Annotated in this window: 15 protein-coding genes and 1 pseudogene; 6 read left to right on the forward strand and 10 right to left on the reverse strand. The window is 61.2% G+C overall.

The annotated features are described in order from the left end of the window. Positions 1–28 precede the first annotated feature (28 nt). On the reverse strand, positions 29–175 hold the full coding sequence (locus V4R08_RS07620) for a hypothetical protein (protein ID WP_335578793.1): 147 nt from the start codon (positions 173–175) through the stop codon (positions 29–31). An 821-nt stretch (positions 176–996) separates the two neighbouring features. Here V4R08_RS07620 and V4R08_RS07625 point away from each other — a divergent pair. After that, entirely contained in the window at positions 997–1,899 is a 903-nt protein-coding gene (locus V4R08_RS07625) for a 50S ribosomal protein L11 methyltransferase (RefSeq protein WP_335578794.1), read from the forward strand. A gap of 79 nt (positions 1,900–1,978) precedes the next feature. Continuing rightward, on the forward strand, positions 1,979–3,823 hold the full coding sequence (locus V4R08_RS07630) for an aminopeptidase P family protein (RefSeq protein WP_335578795.1): 1,845 nt from the start codon (positions 1,979–1,981) through the stop codon (positions 3,821–3,823). Between the two features lies 1 nt (position 3,824). Here V4R08_RS07630 and V4R08_RS07635 read toward each other — a convergent pair whose 3' ends face one another. The 3 genes from V4R08_RS07635 to V4R08_RS07645 all read right to left on the reverse strand — a co-directional run bounded on the left by V4R08_RS07635 (position 3,825) and on the right by V4R08_RS07645 (position 6,075). Next, the gene (locus V4R08_RS07635) at positions 3,825–4,577 is read right to left on the reverse strand and encodes a class I SAM-dependent methyltransferase (protein WP_335578796.1); all 753 of its coding nucleotides are present in this window, start codon (positions 4,575–4,577) and stop codon (positions 3,825–3,827) included. Between the two features lie 265 nt (positions 4,578–4,842). Continuing rightward, complete coding sequence (locus tag V4R08_RS07640; protein ID WP_335578797.1) at positions 4,843–5,562, reverse strand: DUF899 family protein; 720 nt, start codon at positions 5,560–5,562, stop codon at positions 4,843–4,845. 303 nt (positions 5,563–5,865) lie between these two features. Next, positions 5,866–6,075, reverse strand: a complete 210-nt coding sequence (locus V4R08_RS07645) for a cold-shock protein (protein WP_011511195.1) — start codon at positions 6,073–6,075, stop codon at positions 5,866–5,868. 222 nt (positions 6,076–6,297) lie between these two features. Between V4R08_RS07645 and V4R08_RS07650 the strand changes: the two genes are divergently transcribed. Next, positions 6,298–6,579, forward strand: a complete 282-nt coding sequence (locus V4R08_RS07650) for a hypothetical protein (protein WP_335578798.1) — start codon at positions 6,298–6,300, stop codon at positions 6,577–6,579. Between the two features lie 220 nt (positions 6,580–6,799). Here V4R08_RS07650 and ahcY read toward each other — a convergent pair whose 3' ends face one another. The 3 genes from ahcY to V4R08_RS07665 form a co-directional block, all read right to left on the reverse strand. After that, positions 6,800–8,236, reverse strand: a complete 1,437-nt coding sequence (gene ahcY, locus V4R08_RS07655) for an adenosylhomocysteinase (RefSeq protein ID WP_335578799.1) — start codon at positions 8,234–8,236, stop codon at positions 6,800–6,802. Positions 8,237–8,439: 203 nt separating this feature from the next. Then, positions 8,440–9,636, reverse strand: a complete 1,197-nt coding sequence (metK, locus tag V4R08_RS07660; protein WP_335578800.1) for a methionine adenosyltransferase — start codon at positions 9,634–9,636, stop codon at positions 8,440–8,442. 58 nt (positions 9,637–9,694) lie between these two features. Next, the gene (locus V4R08_RS07665) at positions 9,695–11,047 is read right to left on the reverse strand and encodes a hypothetical protein (RefSeq protein WP_335578801.1); all 1,353 of its coding nucleotides are present in this window, start codon (positions 11,045–11,047) and stop codon (positions 9,695–9,697) included. 216 nt (positions 11,048–11,263) lie between these two features. On the opposite strand from V4R08_RS07665, the gene V4R08_RS07670 reads away from it, so the two are divergent. Both V4R08_RS07670 and V4R08_RS07675 read left to right on the forward strand, forming a co-directional pair. Beyond that, on the forward strand, positions 11,264–12,574 hold the full coding sequence (locus V4R08_RS07670; protein ID WP_335578802.1) for a UDP-glucose dehydrogenase family protein: 1,311 nt from the start codon (positions 11,264–11,266) through the stop codon (positions 12,572–12,574). Positions 12,575–12,838: 264 nt separating this feature from the next. Further along, on the forward strand, positions 12,839–13,117 hold the full coding sequence (locus V4R08_RS07675; protein ID WP_335577686.1) for a hypothetical protein: 279 nt from the start codon (positions 12,839–12,841) through the stop codon (positions 13,115–13,117). 29 nt (positions 13,118–13,146) lie between these two features. On the opposite strand, the pseudogene purU reads toward V4R08_RS07675, so the two are convergent. Further along, positions 13,147–13,305, reverse strand: a pseudogene (gene purU, locus V4R08_RS07680) (formyltetrahydrofolate deformylase); the annotation flags it as partial. 265 nt (positions 13,306–13,570) lie between these two features. After that, positions 13,571–14,524: an IS630 family transposase gene (locus tag V4R08_RS07685; RefSeq protein WP_335578803.1), complete on the reverse strand. Its 954-nt coding sequence runs from the start codon at positions 14,522–14,524 to the stop codon at positions 13,571–13,573. 647 nt (positions 14,525–15,171) lie between these two features. Here V4R08_RS07685 and V4R08_RS07690 point away from each other — a divergent pair. After that, positions 15,172–16,665 carry a porin gene (locus V4R08_RS07690; protein WP_335578804.1) on the forward strand — a complete coding sequence of 498 codons (1,494 nt, stop codon included), beginning with the start codon at positions 15,172–15,174 and terminating at the stop codon, positions 16,663–16,665. A 281-nt stretch (positions 16,666–16,946) separates the two neighbouring features. Here the strand turns inward: V4R08_RS07690 and bfr are convergent, their stop codons facing one another. Continuing rightward, a complete protein-coding gene (gene bfr, locus V4R08_RS07695) occupies positions 16,947–17,429 on the reverse strand; it encodes a bacterioferritin (RefSeq protein ID WP_335578805.1) in 483 nt (160 codons plus the stop codon). Positions 17,430–17,511: the final 82 nt, after the last annotated feature.

The following is a 17,511-nucleotide window of genomic DNA, read 5'->3' on the forward strand; positions in this document are numbered from 1 at the left end:
ATGCTTCGCTCGAAAACGTTTTAACCGGTCAGGCGATCAACAACACATAGACCGCCACCATCGGCGTCAGTCCGAGCACGACGGCGCTGATGCCGAATGCCCACATGATGTCTCTGACCGCGATCCCGGTTGTGCTTCCGGCCGACCGGATCTGATCGATGCCCTGCGATTCCATGACACCCCCGCATTCTGCTTGGAGGCATCGGTAGCGACAAACCTCTAAAAAACCTCGCCGCGATTCCGCTGGGATTTGAACACAGATGCTACCGGGGATTAACCCTCGCGGTTACCGCTGCAATTCGCGGCGAATCGTCCGCCTCCTGTCTGTGGATAAGACTATCGAAATCTTGTGTATAACTTGGTATCAGGCTGGGGAAAACCTGTGTATATCTCTGTGGAAAACCAGTGGATAACAATCTCAAAAAATCTGCAACAGCAGACCGGCGCCTGTTGAAGAATCCGTCTCTCCTGACCCTTTGCGGATTCCCACGGTGGCGCGACGCATTTTGTTCGCGGATTTACCGGCTCCAGCGCGCGGGCTGCCTTTTTGGCAATCTCGAACCGCTTCTTTGCCGTCATCCCCGCCTGCCGCGTCCTTCCGCCCATGCGTTTTCCATCGTCTAAGTTTCCGATTTGCACTAAAGCAGGTGCCTAGCGAAAGCAGGCAAGTACTGGGGGTCTATGTGCTGAATTTTGTTGGCAGGGTCTTTCTCACGGTCATTGTCCCGTTATACGGAGGCTACGTCGGCACATCCTTGAATACTTTTGACATCTACCTGGTCTTGGCCGCCTCATGGTCGCTGTGGGCCTACGGTCAACCGGGGCCCCGACAGCTTTGGCAAACGGGCGGCTGGGCCGGCGTCCTAAAAGGCTGGCTTCTCATGGCGGTTGCCGTTCTCCTGGTGGCTGGACCGGCCTACGGCGTCGGCTACCTCATCGCCAGAATGTCAAACTGAGACGCTACCGGACCCTGGCCCCTAAAACATCGGACTACCGATGACCAACGCCGTCACGCTGGCGACAAGCCGCGCCGCCTTCGCCATCGGCGAGGAACAGATCGCGCGGCGGGTCGTCGATCTCCTGACCGAGAGTCTCGATGACAGCGAGGCCGCCGTCGCCGCCTTCGAACGCAGCGACGGACGCTGGAGCGTCGCGGTACACTTCGCCGCCCCGCCGGATGAAGAGCGAATCCGCGCGCTGGTCGCGCTGGCCGCGGGCGACGACATCGCGCAAACTATCGTCTTCGATACCATCGCCGCCAGGGACTGGGTCGAGGCCAGCCTCGAAGGCCTGGTGCCGGTCGCCGCCGGCCGCTTCATCGTCCACGGCCGACATGATCGCGCACGCGTCCCGCCAAACAAGCTCGGCATCGAGATCGAGGCCGCGCTGGCGTTCGGCACCGGGCACCACGGCACCACGCGGGGTTGCCTGCTGCTGCTCGATCACGTGCTGCACGCCAAGATGCCAAGGCGCGTTCTCGATCTCGGCGCCGGCACCGGCGTTCTCGCCATCGCGGCGGCCAAATCTCTGCGGCGAAACGTGCTGGCCAGCGACATCGATCCGCGCTCAGTGATCGTGGCGAGAGAGAATGCCGTGTTGAACGGCGTCGGCAAGCTTGTCTGCTCGATCTGCGCGACCGGCTTTTCCGCGCCGCTATTTCGCGCGCGCGCGCCGTTCGATCTGGTGCTGGCGAATATTCTCGCCAATCCGCTGCGGCAGATGGCGCCCGCCATGGCAACGCACCTTGCGCCGGAGGCCATGGTAATTTTGTCGGGACTGCTGCCGCATCAGACCCGCAGCGTGATCGCGGCCTATCGCGCGCAGGGGCTGGTGCTCATTCGGCCAATTCAGATCGACGGATGGTGCAGCCTGTTGATGCAAAATCGCGATAGCCGCTGACGCCACTTTTTGTTTTGACGCGTTTTCTTGACACGAACGGGTACCCACTTCGCTCGAAAACGCGATAAGATACCGGACAATGTTCGAAGCCCATTTCCAGACATTCGAGGACCCCGAAGGCGGCGTCGCGCTGACCGCCCGCCTCGCCGCGTTTCGCGATGAACTGGTACGGCAGCAACTGACCGGATTCGTGATTCCGCGCGCCGACCAGCAGCAGAACGAATATGTCGCGCCCTCCGAGGAACGGCTGGCATGGCTCACCGGATTCACCGGATCGGCCGGCCTCGCCGTCGTGCTCGCGACGGAAGCCGCGGTGTTTGTCGATGGCCGCTATACATTGCAGGCGGCGCAACAGGTGGATACCCAGGCCTGGGGCGTCGCTTCGCTGGTCGATCCGCCCCCGGAAAGCTGGCTGGCCGAGCATCTCCACGCCGGCGACCGCCTCGGATACGATCCATGGCTGCATACGTCGGCAGCAGTCGAACGCCTCGCGACCGCTTGCGCGAAAGCCGGCGCCGAACTGGTCCCGGTCGAGAGCAATCCGGTCGACAGTATCTGGACCGATCGTTCCGCACCGCCGCTCGGCCCGGTCACGATCCACGGCGCGAAGTTCGCAGGCGAGAGCGAGACCGACAAGCTCGCGCGCATCCGCACCGAGATGACAAAACTCGGCATCGATGCGCTGGTGCTGTCGGATTCCCACGCGGTGGCGTGGACCTTCAACATTCGCGGCGCCGACGTCTCGCATACGCCGCTGCCTTTGTCCTACGCCGTGGTGCCGAAAGACGGCCGCCCCATCGTGTTCGTCGACTCCCGCAAGCTCTCCAACGTGAGCCGCGATCACCTCGAACGCAATGCCGATGTGTGCGAGCCGGACGCGTTGACCGAGGCGCTTACGGAAATAGCCGCGTCCGGCGCAGCCATCGCGCTCGACAAGGCGACCGCCGCGGACGCATTGACCCGTCTGATCACGTCTGCGGGCGGCAAGCCGGTGCGTGGTGATGATCCCGTTGCGCTGCTGAAGGCGGTGAAGAACCCAACCGAGATCGCGGGCGCCCGCACCGCGCATCAGCGCGACGCGGTGGCGCTGGTACGATTTCTCGCCTGGATCGACCGCGAGGCGCCGAAGGGCACGCTAACCGAAATCGACGCCGTCGAGGCACTGGAAACTTTTCGCCGCGAGACCGGCGCGCTGAAAGACGTCTCCTTCCCCACCATCTCCGGCACCGGACCGAACGGCGCCATCGTCCACTACCGCGTCACCCGCAAGAGCAACCGCCGCATCGCGCCCGGCGATCTCTTGCTGATCGATTCCGGCGCGCAATACGAGGACGGCACCACCGACGTCACCCGCACCATCGCGATCGGCGATCCGACCGACGAAATGCGCGACCGCTTCACCCGCGTGCTGCGTGGCCACATCGCCATCGCCCGCGCGGTGTTTCCCGACGGCACCACCGGCGCGCAACTCGATACGCTGGCACGGCAGTTTCTCTGGCAGGCCGGCGTCGACTTCGAGCACGGCACCGGCCACGGCGTCGGCAGCTATCTCTCGGTGCATGAGGGTCCGGCGCGGATCTCGAAACTCGGGACCACGCCGCTGAAGCGCGGCATGATCCTGTCCAACGAGCCCGGCTACTACAAGCGCGATGCGTTCGGCATCCGGATCGAAAATCTGGTGCTGGTCAGGGCGGTCGAGATTCCCGGCGCCGAAAAGCCAATGAACGGCTTCGAGACGTTGACGCTGGCGCCGATCGACCGCCGCCTGATCGATCGCCGCATCAGCAAGAAAGAGGTGATGTGGCTCAATGAGTACCATGCCCGCGTCCGCCGCGAGGTGCGCCCGCATCTCGACGAGGCCACCAAGATCTGGCTCGACGCCGCGACGGAGCCGCTGCCGGTGGAAGACAGTGCGCCCGGCTAGTCTAGTGTTCCATCCGCCGAAAGACGAATTGCCATGCCCAGGGAACAACGCCCAATCGGCTATGAAGCCGAGCAGCCCAGCGCAGTGCCTTGGGGACGGCCTCGGCCCTGTAATTGAAGTCTTGGGCCAGTACCATCGAGAAGCCTGCAGCGGCCGCAGCTTTTTTCACGTGCCCGATCGTGGTGATGAAGAAATGGGCCTTTTCGAAATCCCATCCGGTGGGCGTCAGCTTCCAGTAAAGCGGCTGAAGCTTGCGGGGCACGAAGCCGAAGAACGGCAGACGGCTGTGGGATTCGATCGGAAAATACGGATTGGGGATTTGCCCTACCAAGATTCCACCGGGAACCAACACGCGGTAAATTTCTTCCATGCTTGCATTGTGCAGAACCGGCTTGATGTGCTCGAATACGTTCGCCAAGGCGATGCAGTCGAAGCTTTGATCCCCGAACGGCAGGTCGTGGGCGACGCCGGGCTGCATCTGCAAGCCGGCCCGGGATCGCGTTGGGCACTCAAGATCCGGTTCGAGGCCCTGCCAGCCCAACGCTGTCGCCGCAGCGTAGCTGTCTGTCAATTCACCGTTCTGACACCCAATGTCGAGTGCCTTACCGGTACGAAAGCGCACATGCTCGTTCATAAGGCTGCTTAAGCTTTCGACAAGATGGCGGTTTCGCGCCGCCCATTCATCCTCGGATTGGAGTACGCCCCGCCCCTGGAGGGCGTCTGCTTCCTGCTTCGTGCCAACGAGCTTATCCATGCACATCAAACCTCCGCTGCCAATGCACTCGCCTAGCGGGTCGCAGCCTGCAATAGGTTTAAAGACAAGCAAAAAGAAACGACGAGCAGGGCTTTGCTTTACAAGCTTGGCCCTTCGTGATCGACGCCACAACTTCCCTTTGTAGGTACTCTTTTTAGATTAGATAGTGTCGTAGCCCGGATGGAACACAGCGCAATCGGGCGTGGACGTGGTGCCCTGCCCGATTGCGCTTCGCTTCATCGGGCTACAGCGGCTTCCTCCACGCTTAATACTCCACCTTTGGAAACCACTCGCCGCCTCGCCCCTCAGGCGTCATGTCGAGAAGATTCCACAAGGGATCGGCGAGATCGCCTGCGCGGTGGTTCTGGTTCGGCGCTGGCGGCACGAAGGCCATTTCCGAGCCCCAGAAGTGATGGATTTTTCCGTCGCGCTTCTTGAACACGTTGAAGATGGTCTCGTCCCAGTTCTCGCCGTCGGGCACCTTGTGCTGGGCGCGCATGGCTTTTGAAAACTTCGACGTGTCGCCGAAATAATCCGCGTCGTAACTGTTGCCCGCGGTGGAAATCAGCGACATGTGCTGCCAGCCGCGCGCATGCGCCCACGCGGCGAGCCGCGCGATCGGCGATTTCGCCACGACATGAAATGCGGCGCGCTGGGTCAGGTGTCGCGCAGCGCCGTCGATGCCATCGAGCAGGTGCGTGCAGCCGGGGCACGGGGACTCGCGCTCTGGGCCATACATGAAGCTGTAGAGGATCAGAGTGTCGTGCGATCCGAACAGATCGGACATCCTCACCTTCTCCGGCATTGCGTTTTTGCCGATGCGCTCGAACAGGTAGTCCTGCGGCACCTCGCCACCCATCGGCAGCGCGCGGCGCTTTTCGGCCACAGCCTCGATCTGCGCGCGCAGCGCAATCTCCTCCTCTAACAGCGCGTTGCGCGCGGTGCGATAGACTTCGCTCTCGGTCGGATATTGCAGATGTTCCATCGGGGCCTCGCGGAATGCTGGGGAGGAGCGCTTGCGGAATGGAACGAAGAAAACGCGGGCCTCGGAGCGGAGTTCCAGGCGGCGGCGCGAACATGCATCGTCTCGTCGGATTGCCCGCGCAACAAAAAAGCCCCGTCATTGCTGACGAGGCTCCCTGAACGCCCGTTTCAGTACATTCGTGAAACGAAGCGTGAAACCTGAAAGCGCGTCCCGGTACATCCGCGGGTCACGGCGCTTTGCGATTCCCTTACATGATGCGCCGCCATCATCACATCAGGATGACAGACGGCGCAGCCATGGATCTTATGCGAGCGAGAGGTTTTCCGCGCTGACCTTGCCGCGCATCTTGTCGGTTTTCAGCTCGAAATTGACCTTCTGGCCCTCGGCGAGGCCGGTAAGGCCCGCGCGCTCTACCGCGCTGATGTGCACGAATACGTCGCTGCCGCCGTCGTTCGGCTGGATGAAGCCAAAACCCTTCTGGCCGTTAAACCACTTCACCGTACCTGTCGTCATTAGAGTCGTCCTTGTTCCAAAGTGCGCAAATGCGCATTTTCACGCACGATCGCGCGATACATCCAATCTCAGCGAAGTCTTTGGAAAGGAGCCTGGCGGCGCTTAACAAAACCAATGCCAGCAATCGAATGGCGGCCCTATAGCAATTCGGCGCGGGAATAGCAAATCTCGGGGCCTTGGGGGCCCTCTGGCATTTCGGCGGAGAATGCCTATATCAGTTCCATGACCAAGTCCCCGCCGAGCCCCTCGCAACTGGCCCGCAACGAGCGGATGCGCTTGGCCGCCATCGAGGGCGCAAAAGCCCGTTCCGATATCGAGGCCCGTGACGTCGCCGTACGCAAGAACATGGAGCGCCTGCGCGCGCTGCGGATGGCGAAGGAGGCCGAAGAGGCGGCGCAGCCGAAGCCGGTGAAAGCGCCCGCCCGGAAGAAGGCCGCGGCCAAGCGCGCCGGCACGCTGTCGGATTTTCTCACGTCGCAGAAGAGCACCGGCCGGACGACGTGACGCGGATTAGCCGAGTCGGGTGACGCGCGAATAATTAATAGAATGAAAAAAGCCCTGGATCGTTCCGGGGCTTTTTGCAACGACCCCAGAGTTGTCGTCATGGCCGGGTTTATCCCGGCCATCCACGTCTTCACTCTTGGACGAAGAGAAGACGTGGATCACCGGGACATCTGCGCGAAGACGCGCTTCGCGCTTTAGCCCGGTGATGACGTAGGGCCGATCAATACCGGTAGTGATCGCTCTTGAACGGGCCTGCGACCTTGACGCCGATATAATCGGCCTGGTCCTTGCGCAGCTCGGTGAGCTTGACGCCGATTTTGTTCAGATGCAGCCGCGCCACCTTCTCGTCCAGCGTCTTGGGCAGCACGTAGACCTCTTTCCTGTACTTGCCATCGGTGTTGTTGGCGAACAGCTCGATCTGCGCCAGCGTCTGGTTGGTGAACGACGCGGACATGACGAACGACGGATGCCCCATGGCGTTGCCGAGATTCACCAGGCGCCCTTCCGACAGCAGGATCATGCGCTTGCCGTCCGCGAAGGTGATCTCGTCCACCTGCGGCTTGATGTTGTCCCACTTCAGATTCTTCAACGCACCCACCTGGATCTCGTTGTCGAAGTGGCCGATGTTGCAGACGATGGCGCGATCCTTCATCGCGCGCATGTGCTCGATGGTGATGATGTCCCTGTTGCCGGTGGCGGTGACGAAGATGTCGGCGCGGGGCGCGGCGTCTTCCATGGTCACGACCTCATAGCCTTCCATCGCCGCTTGCAGCGCGCAAATCGGATCGATCTCGGCAACCATGACGCGGCAGCCGGCCTGACGCAGCGAGGCGGCCGAACCCTTGCCGACGTCGCCGAAGCCGGCGACCATCGCGACCTTGCCGCTCATCATCACGTCGGTGCCACGGCGGATGCCGTCGACCAGCGACTCGCGGCAACCATAGAGGTTGTCGAACTTCGACTTGGTGACGCTGTCGTTGACGTTGATGGCGGGCCACAGCAGCGTGCCGGCCTTCTGCATGTCGTAGAGGCGATGCACGCCCGTGGTGGTCTCTTCGGAAACGCCCTTAATCGACTCGGCGATACCGGCGAAATAGCCCTTGGGTTTCTCCTTGAGCTGCTTCTTGAGCAGCGCGAAAAACACTTCCTCTTCCTCGGAGCCGGGCTTGTCGAGGAACGCGGTGTCGCCCTTCTCGGCGCGCAGGCCGAGGTGGACGTACATGGTGGCGTCGCCGCCGTCGTCGAGAATCATGTTGGGGTGGCCACCCCCGTGCCAGTCGAACAGCTTTGCGGTGTAGTCCCAGTAGTCCTTCAGCGTCTCGCCCTTCACCGCAAAAACTGGAATGCCGGCGGCCGCGATCGCCGCGGCGGCGTGGTCCTGCGTCGAATAGATGTTGCAGGAGACCCAGCGGATGTCGGCGCCCAATGCCTTCAACGTCTCGATCAGCACCGCGGTCTGGATCGTCATGTGCAGCGAGCCGGCGATCCGCGCGCCCTTCAAGGGTTGCTTGGGGCCGTATTCCTCGCGCGTCGCCATCAGCCCGGGCATCTCGGTCTCGGCGAGCGAGATTTCCTTGCGGCCGAAATCGGCAAGGCCGATGTCTGCGACGATGTAGTCGGTGAAGCCGGTGGGCTGCTTGGCGGTCGCGGTGGTCATGTTGATCTTATCCCTTGTTGCGGCTCGCTCTTCCCGTTTGCGGCACGAGGAGCGGCGTCATCTTTCCCTCGTCATGGCCGGGCAAAGCCGTTCGAAGAACGACGTCGCTCCCGCTCGCCTATGTCCCGGCCATCCACATCTTGTTGACGAAAAGAAAGACGTGGATGCCCGGCACCAGGCCGGGCATGAGGTCTTACTTGTTGTCACACCGCGCGCTTGAGCACCTCGGCGAGATCGGTCTTCTCCCAGGAGAACCCGCCCTCGTTGTCCGGCGTGCGGCCGAAATGGCCGTAGGACGAGGTGCGCGCATAGATCGGCCGGTTCAGGTCGAGATGCTTGCGGATGCCGCGCGGCGTCAGATCCATGGCTTCTGAGACGATCCGCTCGAGCGTGTCTTCCGGAACCTTTCCGGTGCCGTGCGTATCGATGTAGATCGACAACGGACGCGCCACGCCGATGGCGTAGGCGAGTTGCAACGTGCAGCGGTCGGCGAGACCCGCCGCGACGATGTTCTTGGCGAGGTAGCGCGCGGCATAGGCCGCCGAGCGGTCGACCTTGGTGGGGTCCTTGCCGGAGAACGCGCCGCCGCCATGCGGCGCAGCGCCGCCATAGGTATCGACGATGATCTTGCGGCCGGTCAGGCCGGCGTCGCCGTCGGGACCGCCGATGAAGAACTTGCCGGTGGGATTGATATGCCAGATGGTCTTGTCGGTGATCCATGCCTTCGGCAACGCCTCGCGCACATAGGGCTCGACGCGCTCGCGAACCTGGTCGGAACTCATGTCCTCGATCAGATGCTGGTGCGACACCACGATTTCGCTCACGCCGACCGGCTTGCCGTTCTCGTATTGCACCGTGACCTGACTTTTGGAGTCCGGACCCAGCACCTTTTCCTTGCCGGAGTGGCGAGCCTCAGAAATCAGCCGCAGGATCTTGTGAGCGTAGAAAATCGGTGCCGGCATCAGGTCCGGCGTCTCGTTGCAGGCATAGCCGAACATGATGCCCTGGTCGCCGGCGCCCTCTTCCTTGTTGGTGCCGGGCTGCAAGGCGTCAACGCCCTGCGCGATGTCGGCCGACTGCGGATGCAGCAGGATATCGATGTCGGCGGTCTTCCAGTGAAAACCGTCCTGCTCGTAGCCGATGTCCTTGATCGCGGCGCGGACCACGCTTTCGATCTTCTCTTTGGTAACCGATTGGGGCCCGCGGGTTTCTCCGGCGATCACCACCTTGTTCGTGGTGGCCAATGTCTCGCACGCGGCGCGGATCGCCCACGGGTCGACGCCGGCTTTCGGGCCCTCGCTGAAAAACAGGTCGACGATCTCGTCCGAGATCCGGTCGCACACCTTGTCGGGATGCCCCTCCGAAACCGATTCGCTCGTGAACAAGTAAGATCCGCGCATCAATCGTCCCTTCATCCGCCAGAGGTGGCGGTCCTTTCGTGGTGTTATCCTTGGAATGTCAGTCCCGGCGACGCGAGATGACGTAGGATTCGTCGTAGAACCACAGACCGTTGTGCTTGCGCAAAACCTCTCTGGTGGCGTCCAGATAGCGGCCGCTTTGGGTCATCTCCGTCAACCGGTCGTCTTCGACTTGGGCAACGTAAACCGCCGCATTCCACGCTGCAAACGCCGTCGAGGTTCCGATCGATCCCGTGACCTCATTGGGCAGCGCTTCCATATCATAGCGAAAGATCGAACGATGGTCGGCATATGCGTTAAAATTGAGGTCGCGTCCCACCGAACCGAGCTCGTATCTCACAGCGCGCAATAACTCATGACGGCTCACGGCGAAAGGGTTTTCTCCAGGCCAGACCGCCTGGACAATCTCCAGTCCGGGATCTCGTCCGTGAGAATGTATTCCTATCAAACGCCCTCCCGGCCGCAATCCCCGCGCCAGGGGAGCGATTATTCGTCTCGCCCTGAAGTTGAGGGAAGATTTGGCCCGGTACGGCTGCGATGCGATCACCAGGTCGAAGTTGGCCTCGACCCGCCCGGCCCGCGGAATCACCGAATCGAGCAGGAACTGATGGTCCTCCCGGTAGATCACCAGCACGACGGGGCGCTCATAAACCGGCATCCCCGTGACCGGACTGACGCTCGCCCGCCAGTTCTCCTCCAGAAACGGCCATAAATCCCGGATTTGGGTCTCGAACTCGCCGGAGGATGCCCCGCGTAGCCGCACCTCGCGCCACACCATGCCGGCCGCAGCCTGGGGTGACCGGGGCGCCAGCCAGGGCGCCTCCGCGTAATTCATGTTGGTCAGCACCAAAACGGTCGCCGGATGCTCAAACAACCGGTCCGGCGCCTTGTCCAGCGTCAGCTTGATGTCCTCGAGGCTGAGTTCCTTGCCCGCGACGTAGAACGGCATGTGGGGAAAGCGACCGTGCATGGAGCGCACCACCCGCGCCAGCACGGTTCCGTCGCCGACGCCCGCGTCAAAAACCCGCAGCGCCGGCGGCCGCGGGTAAATGCTGCCGAACTCCAGTGCGACGCGGTCGGCGATGACGCGCTTCTCGCTACAGGTATGGACGAACAGCAGATATTTCTGCCGGTTTTCGAAAAAGCGGAAATTGGCGCGGGGATCGCGTCGCTCGATCGGCTCCGGCCTGCGGACCGGTGCGGCGCCATCCGGAGAGCCCGAGGCGATATAGGCCTCGATCCGGTTCAGGGTGTCGATGGTGATCCGCTTGCCCTCGCGCAGCCGGTGCACGAGCTTGCCGTCATTGACGGCACGCCGGCCAAAGGTCGATTCCGCCATTGCGGCCCGACGGCAATAGTCGGAAATCTGGCTCAGCAGTTGGTCGTTGGTCATAGCATTTGGTTATGGGGCCGGACAGATGGGCAGCAGAACGGAAACCACCCTTCCTATCACTATCTGCCCACCATTGAAACCCAGCCTACGGGCGGCCACCGCTTATCCCTGTTTCCTTCCTTTATGACAGCCGCAGATCCCTCGTCAGCCCCGCCCGCCGTCTGCTAAGACGCAATTCAAATCCCTCCGGGTAATAACCAGCCGATAGGTCTCTCCATGCGCATTGCGATGATTGGCACGGGCTATGTTGGTCTCGTGTCCGGGGCCTGCTTTGCCGATTTCGGGCATCAGGTCACCTGCGTCGACAAGGACGCGGACAAGATCGCGGCGCTGCGCCGCGGCAAGATCCCGATCTTCGAGCCCGGCCTCGAGGCGCTGGTCGCGACCAACGTGACCGCGTCGCGGCTCGATTTCACCACGGATCTCCCCGGCCCGGTGGCGGAGGCGGATGCGGTGTTCATCGCCGTCGGCACCCCCTCACGCCGCGGCGACGGTCATGCCGACCTCAGCTACGTCTATGCCGCGGCGCGCGAGATTGCGGCGGCGTTGCGCGGATTCACCGTCGTGGTCACCAAGTCGACGGTGCCGGTCGGCACCGGCGACGAGGTGGAACGCCTGATCCGCGAGGCCAATCCATCGGCCGACGTCGTGGTGGCGTCCAATCCCGAATTTTTGCGTGAGGGCGCCGCGATCCGCGATTTCAAGTTTCCCGACCGCATCGTGGTCGGAACCTCCGAGGAACGCGGCCGCAAGACGCTCGGCGACATCTACCGGCCGCTGTCGCTCAACCAGGCGCCGCTGATGTTCACCGCGCGCCGCACCGCCGAACTGATCAAGTACGCGGCTAACGCCTTTCTCGCGACCAAGATCACCTTCATCAACGAAATCGCGGACCTGTCCGAAAAGGTCGGCGCCGATATTCAGGAGATCGCGCGCGGAATCGGTCTCGACAATCGCATCGGCGCCAAGTTCCTGCACGCCGGCCCCGGCTATGGCGGCTCCTGTTTTCCAAAAGACACCCGCGCGCTGGTGAAGATCGCGGAAGATCACGACACCCAGCTTCGCATCGTGGAGTCGGTCGTCACTGTCAATGACAACCGCAAGCGCGCGATGGCGCGCAAGGTGGCGAATGCGCTCGGCGGCAGTCTACGCAACAAGACGATCGCGGTGCTGGGACTGGCGTTCAAGCCAGACACCGACGACATGCGCGAGGCGCCGTCGATCCCGCTGATCACCGGCCTGTGCGATATGGGGGCAAACGTTCGCGCCTTCGACCCGGCAAGCATGAAAGAGGCGCGGCGCGAACTCCCCGATATCGACTATTGCGACGACGCCTATGCCTGTGCGGAAGGCGCCGACGCGCTGGTGATCGTGACCGAATGGGTCCAGTTCCGCGCGCTCGACCTGCCGCGCCTGAAACGGATCATGAAGCAGCCGATCGTGGTCGATCTGCGCAACGTCTACCGTCCCGACGAGATGGCGGAACTGGGTTTTGTCTACAGCAGCGTCGGCCGGGACAAAACATAGATCGTCCGCTGAGGACGGTCGCTAACGGTCCCTCACGCTATGCCGGAAAAACTCTTGCTGTCATTCCCGAAATCCAGCGAACGACATCGGCCCATCAACGGCGGACGTGCATAAGGTGTTTAGATACCGAATATCGCATCGCGCGAGCCGCCGCTAATCTTTTGGGAAGGTAAGCCATTCAATGATCCGGTACGGACGATGATGTGCTCCCAAAAGGCCGACGCTGCCCCGCAATCTCCATACCGGGATAATAATCGTTCAGTCATGACGTATCGCCTGCTCCGAATTTCGATTCTGCTTTGCGCCCTGCCGATCGTGTGCAGCCTGGGCGGATGCGGCAGCATCAATTCGCATCTGGCGGCCGGAATGGGCGACGTGATTCCGCACTGGGCCGGCGGCCTTCCCGCGGACGCACCGCCGCGGCCCGGTACCGCGAAATACGATGAGATGATGAAGGAGCGTGAACGCGAGCGTCAGACGCCGAAGACAGACAACCCCACCGCCCAATCATCGAGTAACAACGCGATGGGCGCGATCCACTAAAGCAGCGCTCGATTGCCGACCGGCGCGACTCAATCCATGAACACCACGGTTTTGCAGCCGTTCAGGATCACGCGGTCTTCCAGGTGATGCCGGATTGCCAGCACCCGTCGCTCGATGTCGCGTCCCTTCCGGACCAGCGCATCGGGAGTATCGCGATGGCTGATGCGCTCGACGTCCCGATCGATGATCGATCTCATCACTTACGAACCTGCTATACGTGACGGGCGCCGGCACGAAATCGGATTTTGTAACTGTCGATTATATCACGGGGGCAGTCAGCGGGACGACTACATACTCGGTACCGGGGGGTCTTGCGCCAACCAAGACGCGACTATTCATAGTAGACCCGCCTTCGTCAGTGCGCCTTTTGCGCTACGCCAATCGTGACTGTTTTCCAGCGATCAGGCAAACGACCATTAAACTTGAGATCAAATGCACTAGAGCATCGGGTAGTCAATTGAATCCGTATCCTGCGGCTTTGAAGTAGTTTGAGCACTCTTGCGGAGAGAAGAACGCGCAGATGTTGCCGATGGCTTTCCAGAGAGCGTCGATGGTTCTGGGTGCGGCGGCCCGCAGATGAGCTTTCAGTTTTGCGAAGGCCATTTCGATGGGATTGAGATCCGGGCTGTAGGGCGGCAGGAACAGGAGCCACGCGCCCCGTGCGCGGATGGCTTTTTCGGCCTTCTCGCTCTTGTGGCTGGAGAGATTATCCAGGATGACGACATCACCGGGCCTGAGGGCGGGCGCGAGTTGGGTGTCGACATAGGTCTCGAAGATGATCCGGTTCATTGGGGCATCGATAACCCAGGGGGCGACGAGGCCATCGCACTTGAGGCCTGCTACGAAGGTCTGCGTTCCCCAGTGACCGAATGGAGCCTTGCTGTTCAGCCGCGTTCCTTTCAGCGATCGTCCACGCTGGCGAACCATCTTGGTGGTGGTGCCGGTTTCGTCAATGAAGATCAGCCGCTCGCGCTGCTTGCGCATGATGGGCTGGCGGTCCGCTTTCCATTCGGCCCGAGCCTTGACCAGTTCAGGCCTGTCTTGTTCGCTGGCCCGCAGAGTTTTTTTGAAGCTGAGCCCGCAGGCGATCAAGAACTTCGACAGGTTCGACGGGTCTGCTTTGACGCCCTTGGCCTTGGCGAGTTTTTCCGCCAGTTCAGGCATGGTGATGTCGCTCTCGGCCGCGACTGTCGCAAGAATGAAGTCGCGGTGCTGACCGAGCTTGCCATGCCGGAACCCGCCACGCGGACGCGGATCGACCCGACCCGTCTCCCGCCAGCGCCGCATCAGGTTCACCGCAAAAGATACCGAAGTCCCAAAACGGGCAGCAGCCCCATGGCACGAGTTCCCCGCCTCGACATAGGCAACAACACGCTCACGCAGATCGTTCGACAAAGGATGCGGCATGGCAAATCACCTCCGCAGACTTTGAATCACCTTGAGCCTCGTTTGGGAATCCACCGCGATTCCAAATGATCGCCCGATGTTCTAATACGGACGCTCTCGAACCAATATCCGGGAATATGCCGGGCCTAGAGCGCTTGCCGTTCTGATGGAATCAGAACAGGCGCTCCAAGCTATTGAGTGGTCGCATTTCCTTACGGCGAACCGGTGTCCACTTCACCGGGAAATGCTCAAATACCTTTATATCGCGAAGAAAACAACGCTACTCGTCCGATTTCGCGGATGAGGCAATGACTGACTCCTTCGGATAATTCACAAGAAATCCCGCACAAGGAATAACGAGGTGCGGCCCGCGTCCGCCCAGAGAGCGCCGAAGATATGCCCGGATGTTGACATCATAAGATATCGATATATACCGTAAAATACATCCGTGATATATACAGCAAAATATATCCATAGGATATGGCCATAGAGGGGGGCACCCTCAGGTCGTCGTTTTAACGGTTCGCTTGGGTCTCTCGCGTTGAGCGGGAGGGTCCAACAAATGCGAACGGCTGGGCGGTTAGTCAGGGACTGAGGGAACGTTTCTTCAAGTGCTTGCGTAAAGCGGATTCGGAACCTGCCCTACAGAGCAAACTTGGAGGTTTATGATGAAATTGATGAAGAGCCTTTTCCTCGGCTCGGCGGCGGGGCTGGTCGCGATGAGCGGGGCACAGGCCGCCGATCTTCCGTTGAAGGCCAAGGCGGTCGAATACGTGAAGGTCTGCTCCCTGTATGGCGCGGGCTTCTATTACATCCCCGGCACCGACACCTGCGTCAAGCTGGGCGGTTATATCCGTACAGATATGGGCATCAATACCAACTCGATCTACCGCGGCAACACCGATGGTGCCGGCGGTGCGCAGAACCGTTTCAGTAACGCTTTCACCTGGCGGTCGCGTGCGGACCTGAACATCGACACCCGCACCGCCACCGAATACGGCGTGGTCCGCACCTACATGGAGACGGTCTTTTCATGGACCTCGGGCGGTTATGCCGGCTCGGCCAGCGGTGCGACTTCGTATAGCGGAAATCCGAATGGCGCCGTCTCCGGCGGCCAGCTTGGCGTGTACTTCGCCTTCATCCAGTTCGCCGGCTTCACGATGGGTAAAGCCGTCTCGCAGTTCAGCGCTCCCTGGACGGAGTTTCCGGGCAAAAACATCTACACCGGTCTCGTCGGCGGTGGCGGCACGAACACGGGCGTGAACCAGTTCACCTATACCGCGGAATTCGGCAACGGCGTGTCGGCCTCGGTCGGCGTGCAGGATCCGAGCGCGTACTACCAGCCTGGCATTCTCAACCTCGCGGTTCCCGGTGCGTTCGGCTATGGCACGAGCGCCTATGGCGGAACGACTGTTCCGGACGTCGTCGGCCAGCTCCGCGTCGATCAGGCCTGGGGCCTGTTCCAGGCCTCGGTTGCGGCTCATGATAACAATGCTGCCTACTACGCTGGTCCATTTGGTCAGCTCAACGGCGGTCCCGGAGACAAGTGGGGTTGGGCAGGTCAGCTTGCTCTGTCGATCAAGAATATCCCGACCGGACCGGGTGACACGATCAACATCCAGGGCGTCTACACCAACGGCGCAACCCGTTACAACATCCAGGATCAGGCCTCTCCGGCGGGGGGCAGCACAGTCTATACCGGTGTAACCGGCGTTGGATTTGGCTTTGCACCGGATTCGGTGTTTGACACTGACGGCCAGCTTCAGTTGGTCTCGACCTGGGGTATACGCGGCGGCTTCAACCACAACTGGAACCCGTACTGGAGCAGTTCGGTTTTCGGCGGTTACGCATCGGTCAGGTACACCGGCGCGGCCAAAACTGCGCTGTGCGGCGTGGGTGGTACGGTCCGCACTGCGCTTGGTGCGGGTATCACCACCTGTAACCCGGACTACAACATCGGGCAGGTTGGCGCCAACCTCCGCTGGACTCCGGTCAAGCACCTGACCTTCACGACGGAAGCCGTTTACAGCATGTTGGATCAGAAGTACGCTGGCGCGGCGCATCTTGCTGCCAACAACGGCATTGGCAAGCCGGCGGGAGACTATACCCTGAAGGATCAGAACACCTGGACCGTCATGTTACGCGCGCAGCGCAACTGGTAATACCCGGCTCGCCTGATAACATCCTGAGAGAACCCCCGGCAGGAAACTACCGGGGTTTTGCTTTGCCGGCGAAGAGAAAATTGGTCGGCAGAGCCTTTTCGCTTCTGATGAAATCAGAAGCGGGGGTCCATGATTTTGATTTGACGCGTTTTCTTCACGCGAACCGGCATCCGTCCTCGGGTCAAGCCCGATGACATGCTTGGCTCGAAAACACTATAGACCCAGGCACAAAAAAGCCGGCGCTCGAAGGCGCCGGCTTTTCGGAAAGCAGAATGTCGCGATCAGTCGTGATCCATTTCGCCGATATGCTTCTGCGAATAAAGCTCGACGCCGATCTTCTTGACGAGATCGATCTGGGTTTCGAGGAAGTCGATATGGCTTTCCTCGTCCTTCATCAGGCTCTCGAAGATATCGCGGGTGACGTAATCCTTCACCGCGTGGCAGTGCGTCGCCGCCTCCTCGTAGAGCGCGCGCGCAGAATATTCCGCCTTGAGGTCGCAATCCAGCACCTCGCCGACGTTCTGGCCGATGTGCAGGGGATCGAGCACCTGCATGTTTGGAAAGCCGTCAAGGAAGATGATGCGGTCGATCAGCTTGTCGGCGTGCTCCATTTCCTCGATGGATTCCGCGCGCCATTTCTTGCCGAGATCCTTGATGCCCCAGTTGTCCAGCAGCCGGTAATGCAGCCAATACTGGCTGACCGCGGTCAGTTCGTGGCGGAGCGCCTTGTTCAGGTATTCGATAACCTTGGGATCGCCCTTCATGGAAGCAGCTCCTGTTCTGTGTGCTTTTGACGCTGACAGGCTGGCCGTCGCGCCTGCCCATCCGACTTAGAACTATTCTTAG

Source organism: Nitrobacter sp. NHB1, assembly GCF_036964665.1.
GTDB lineage: Bacteria > Pseudomonadota > Alphaproteobacteria > Rhizobiales > Xanthobacteraceae > Nitrobacter.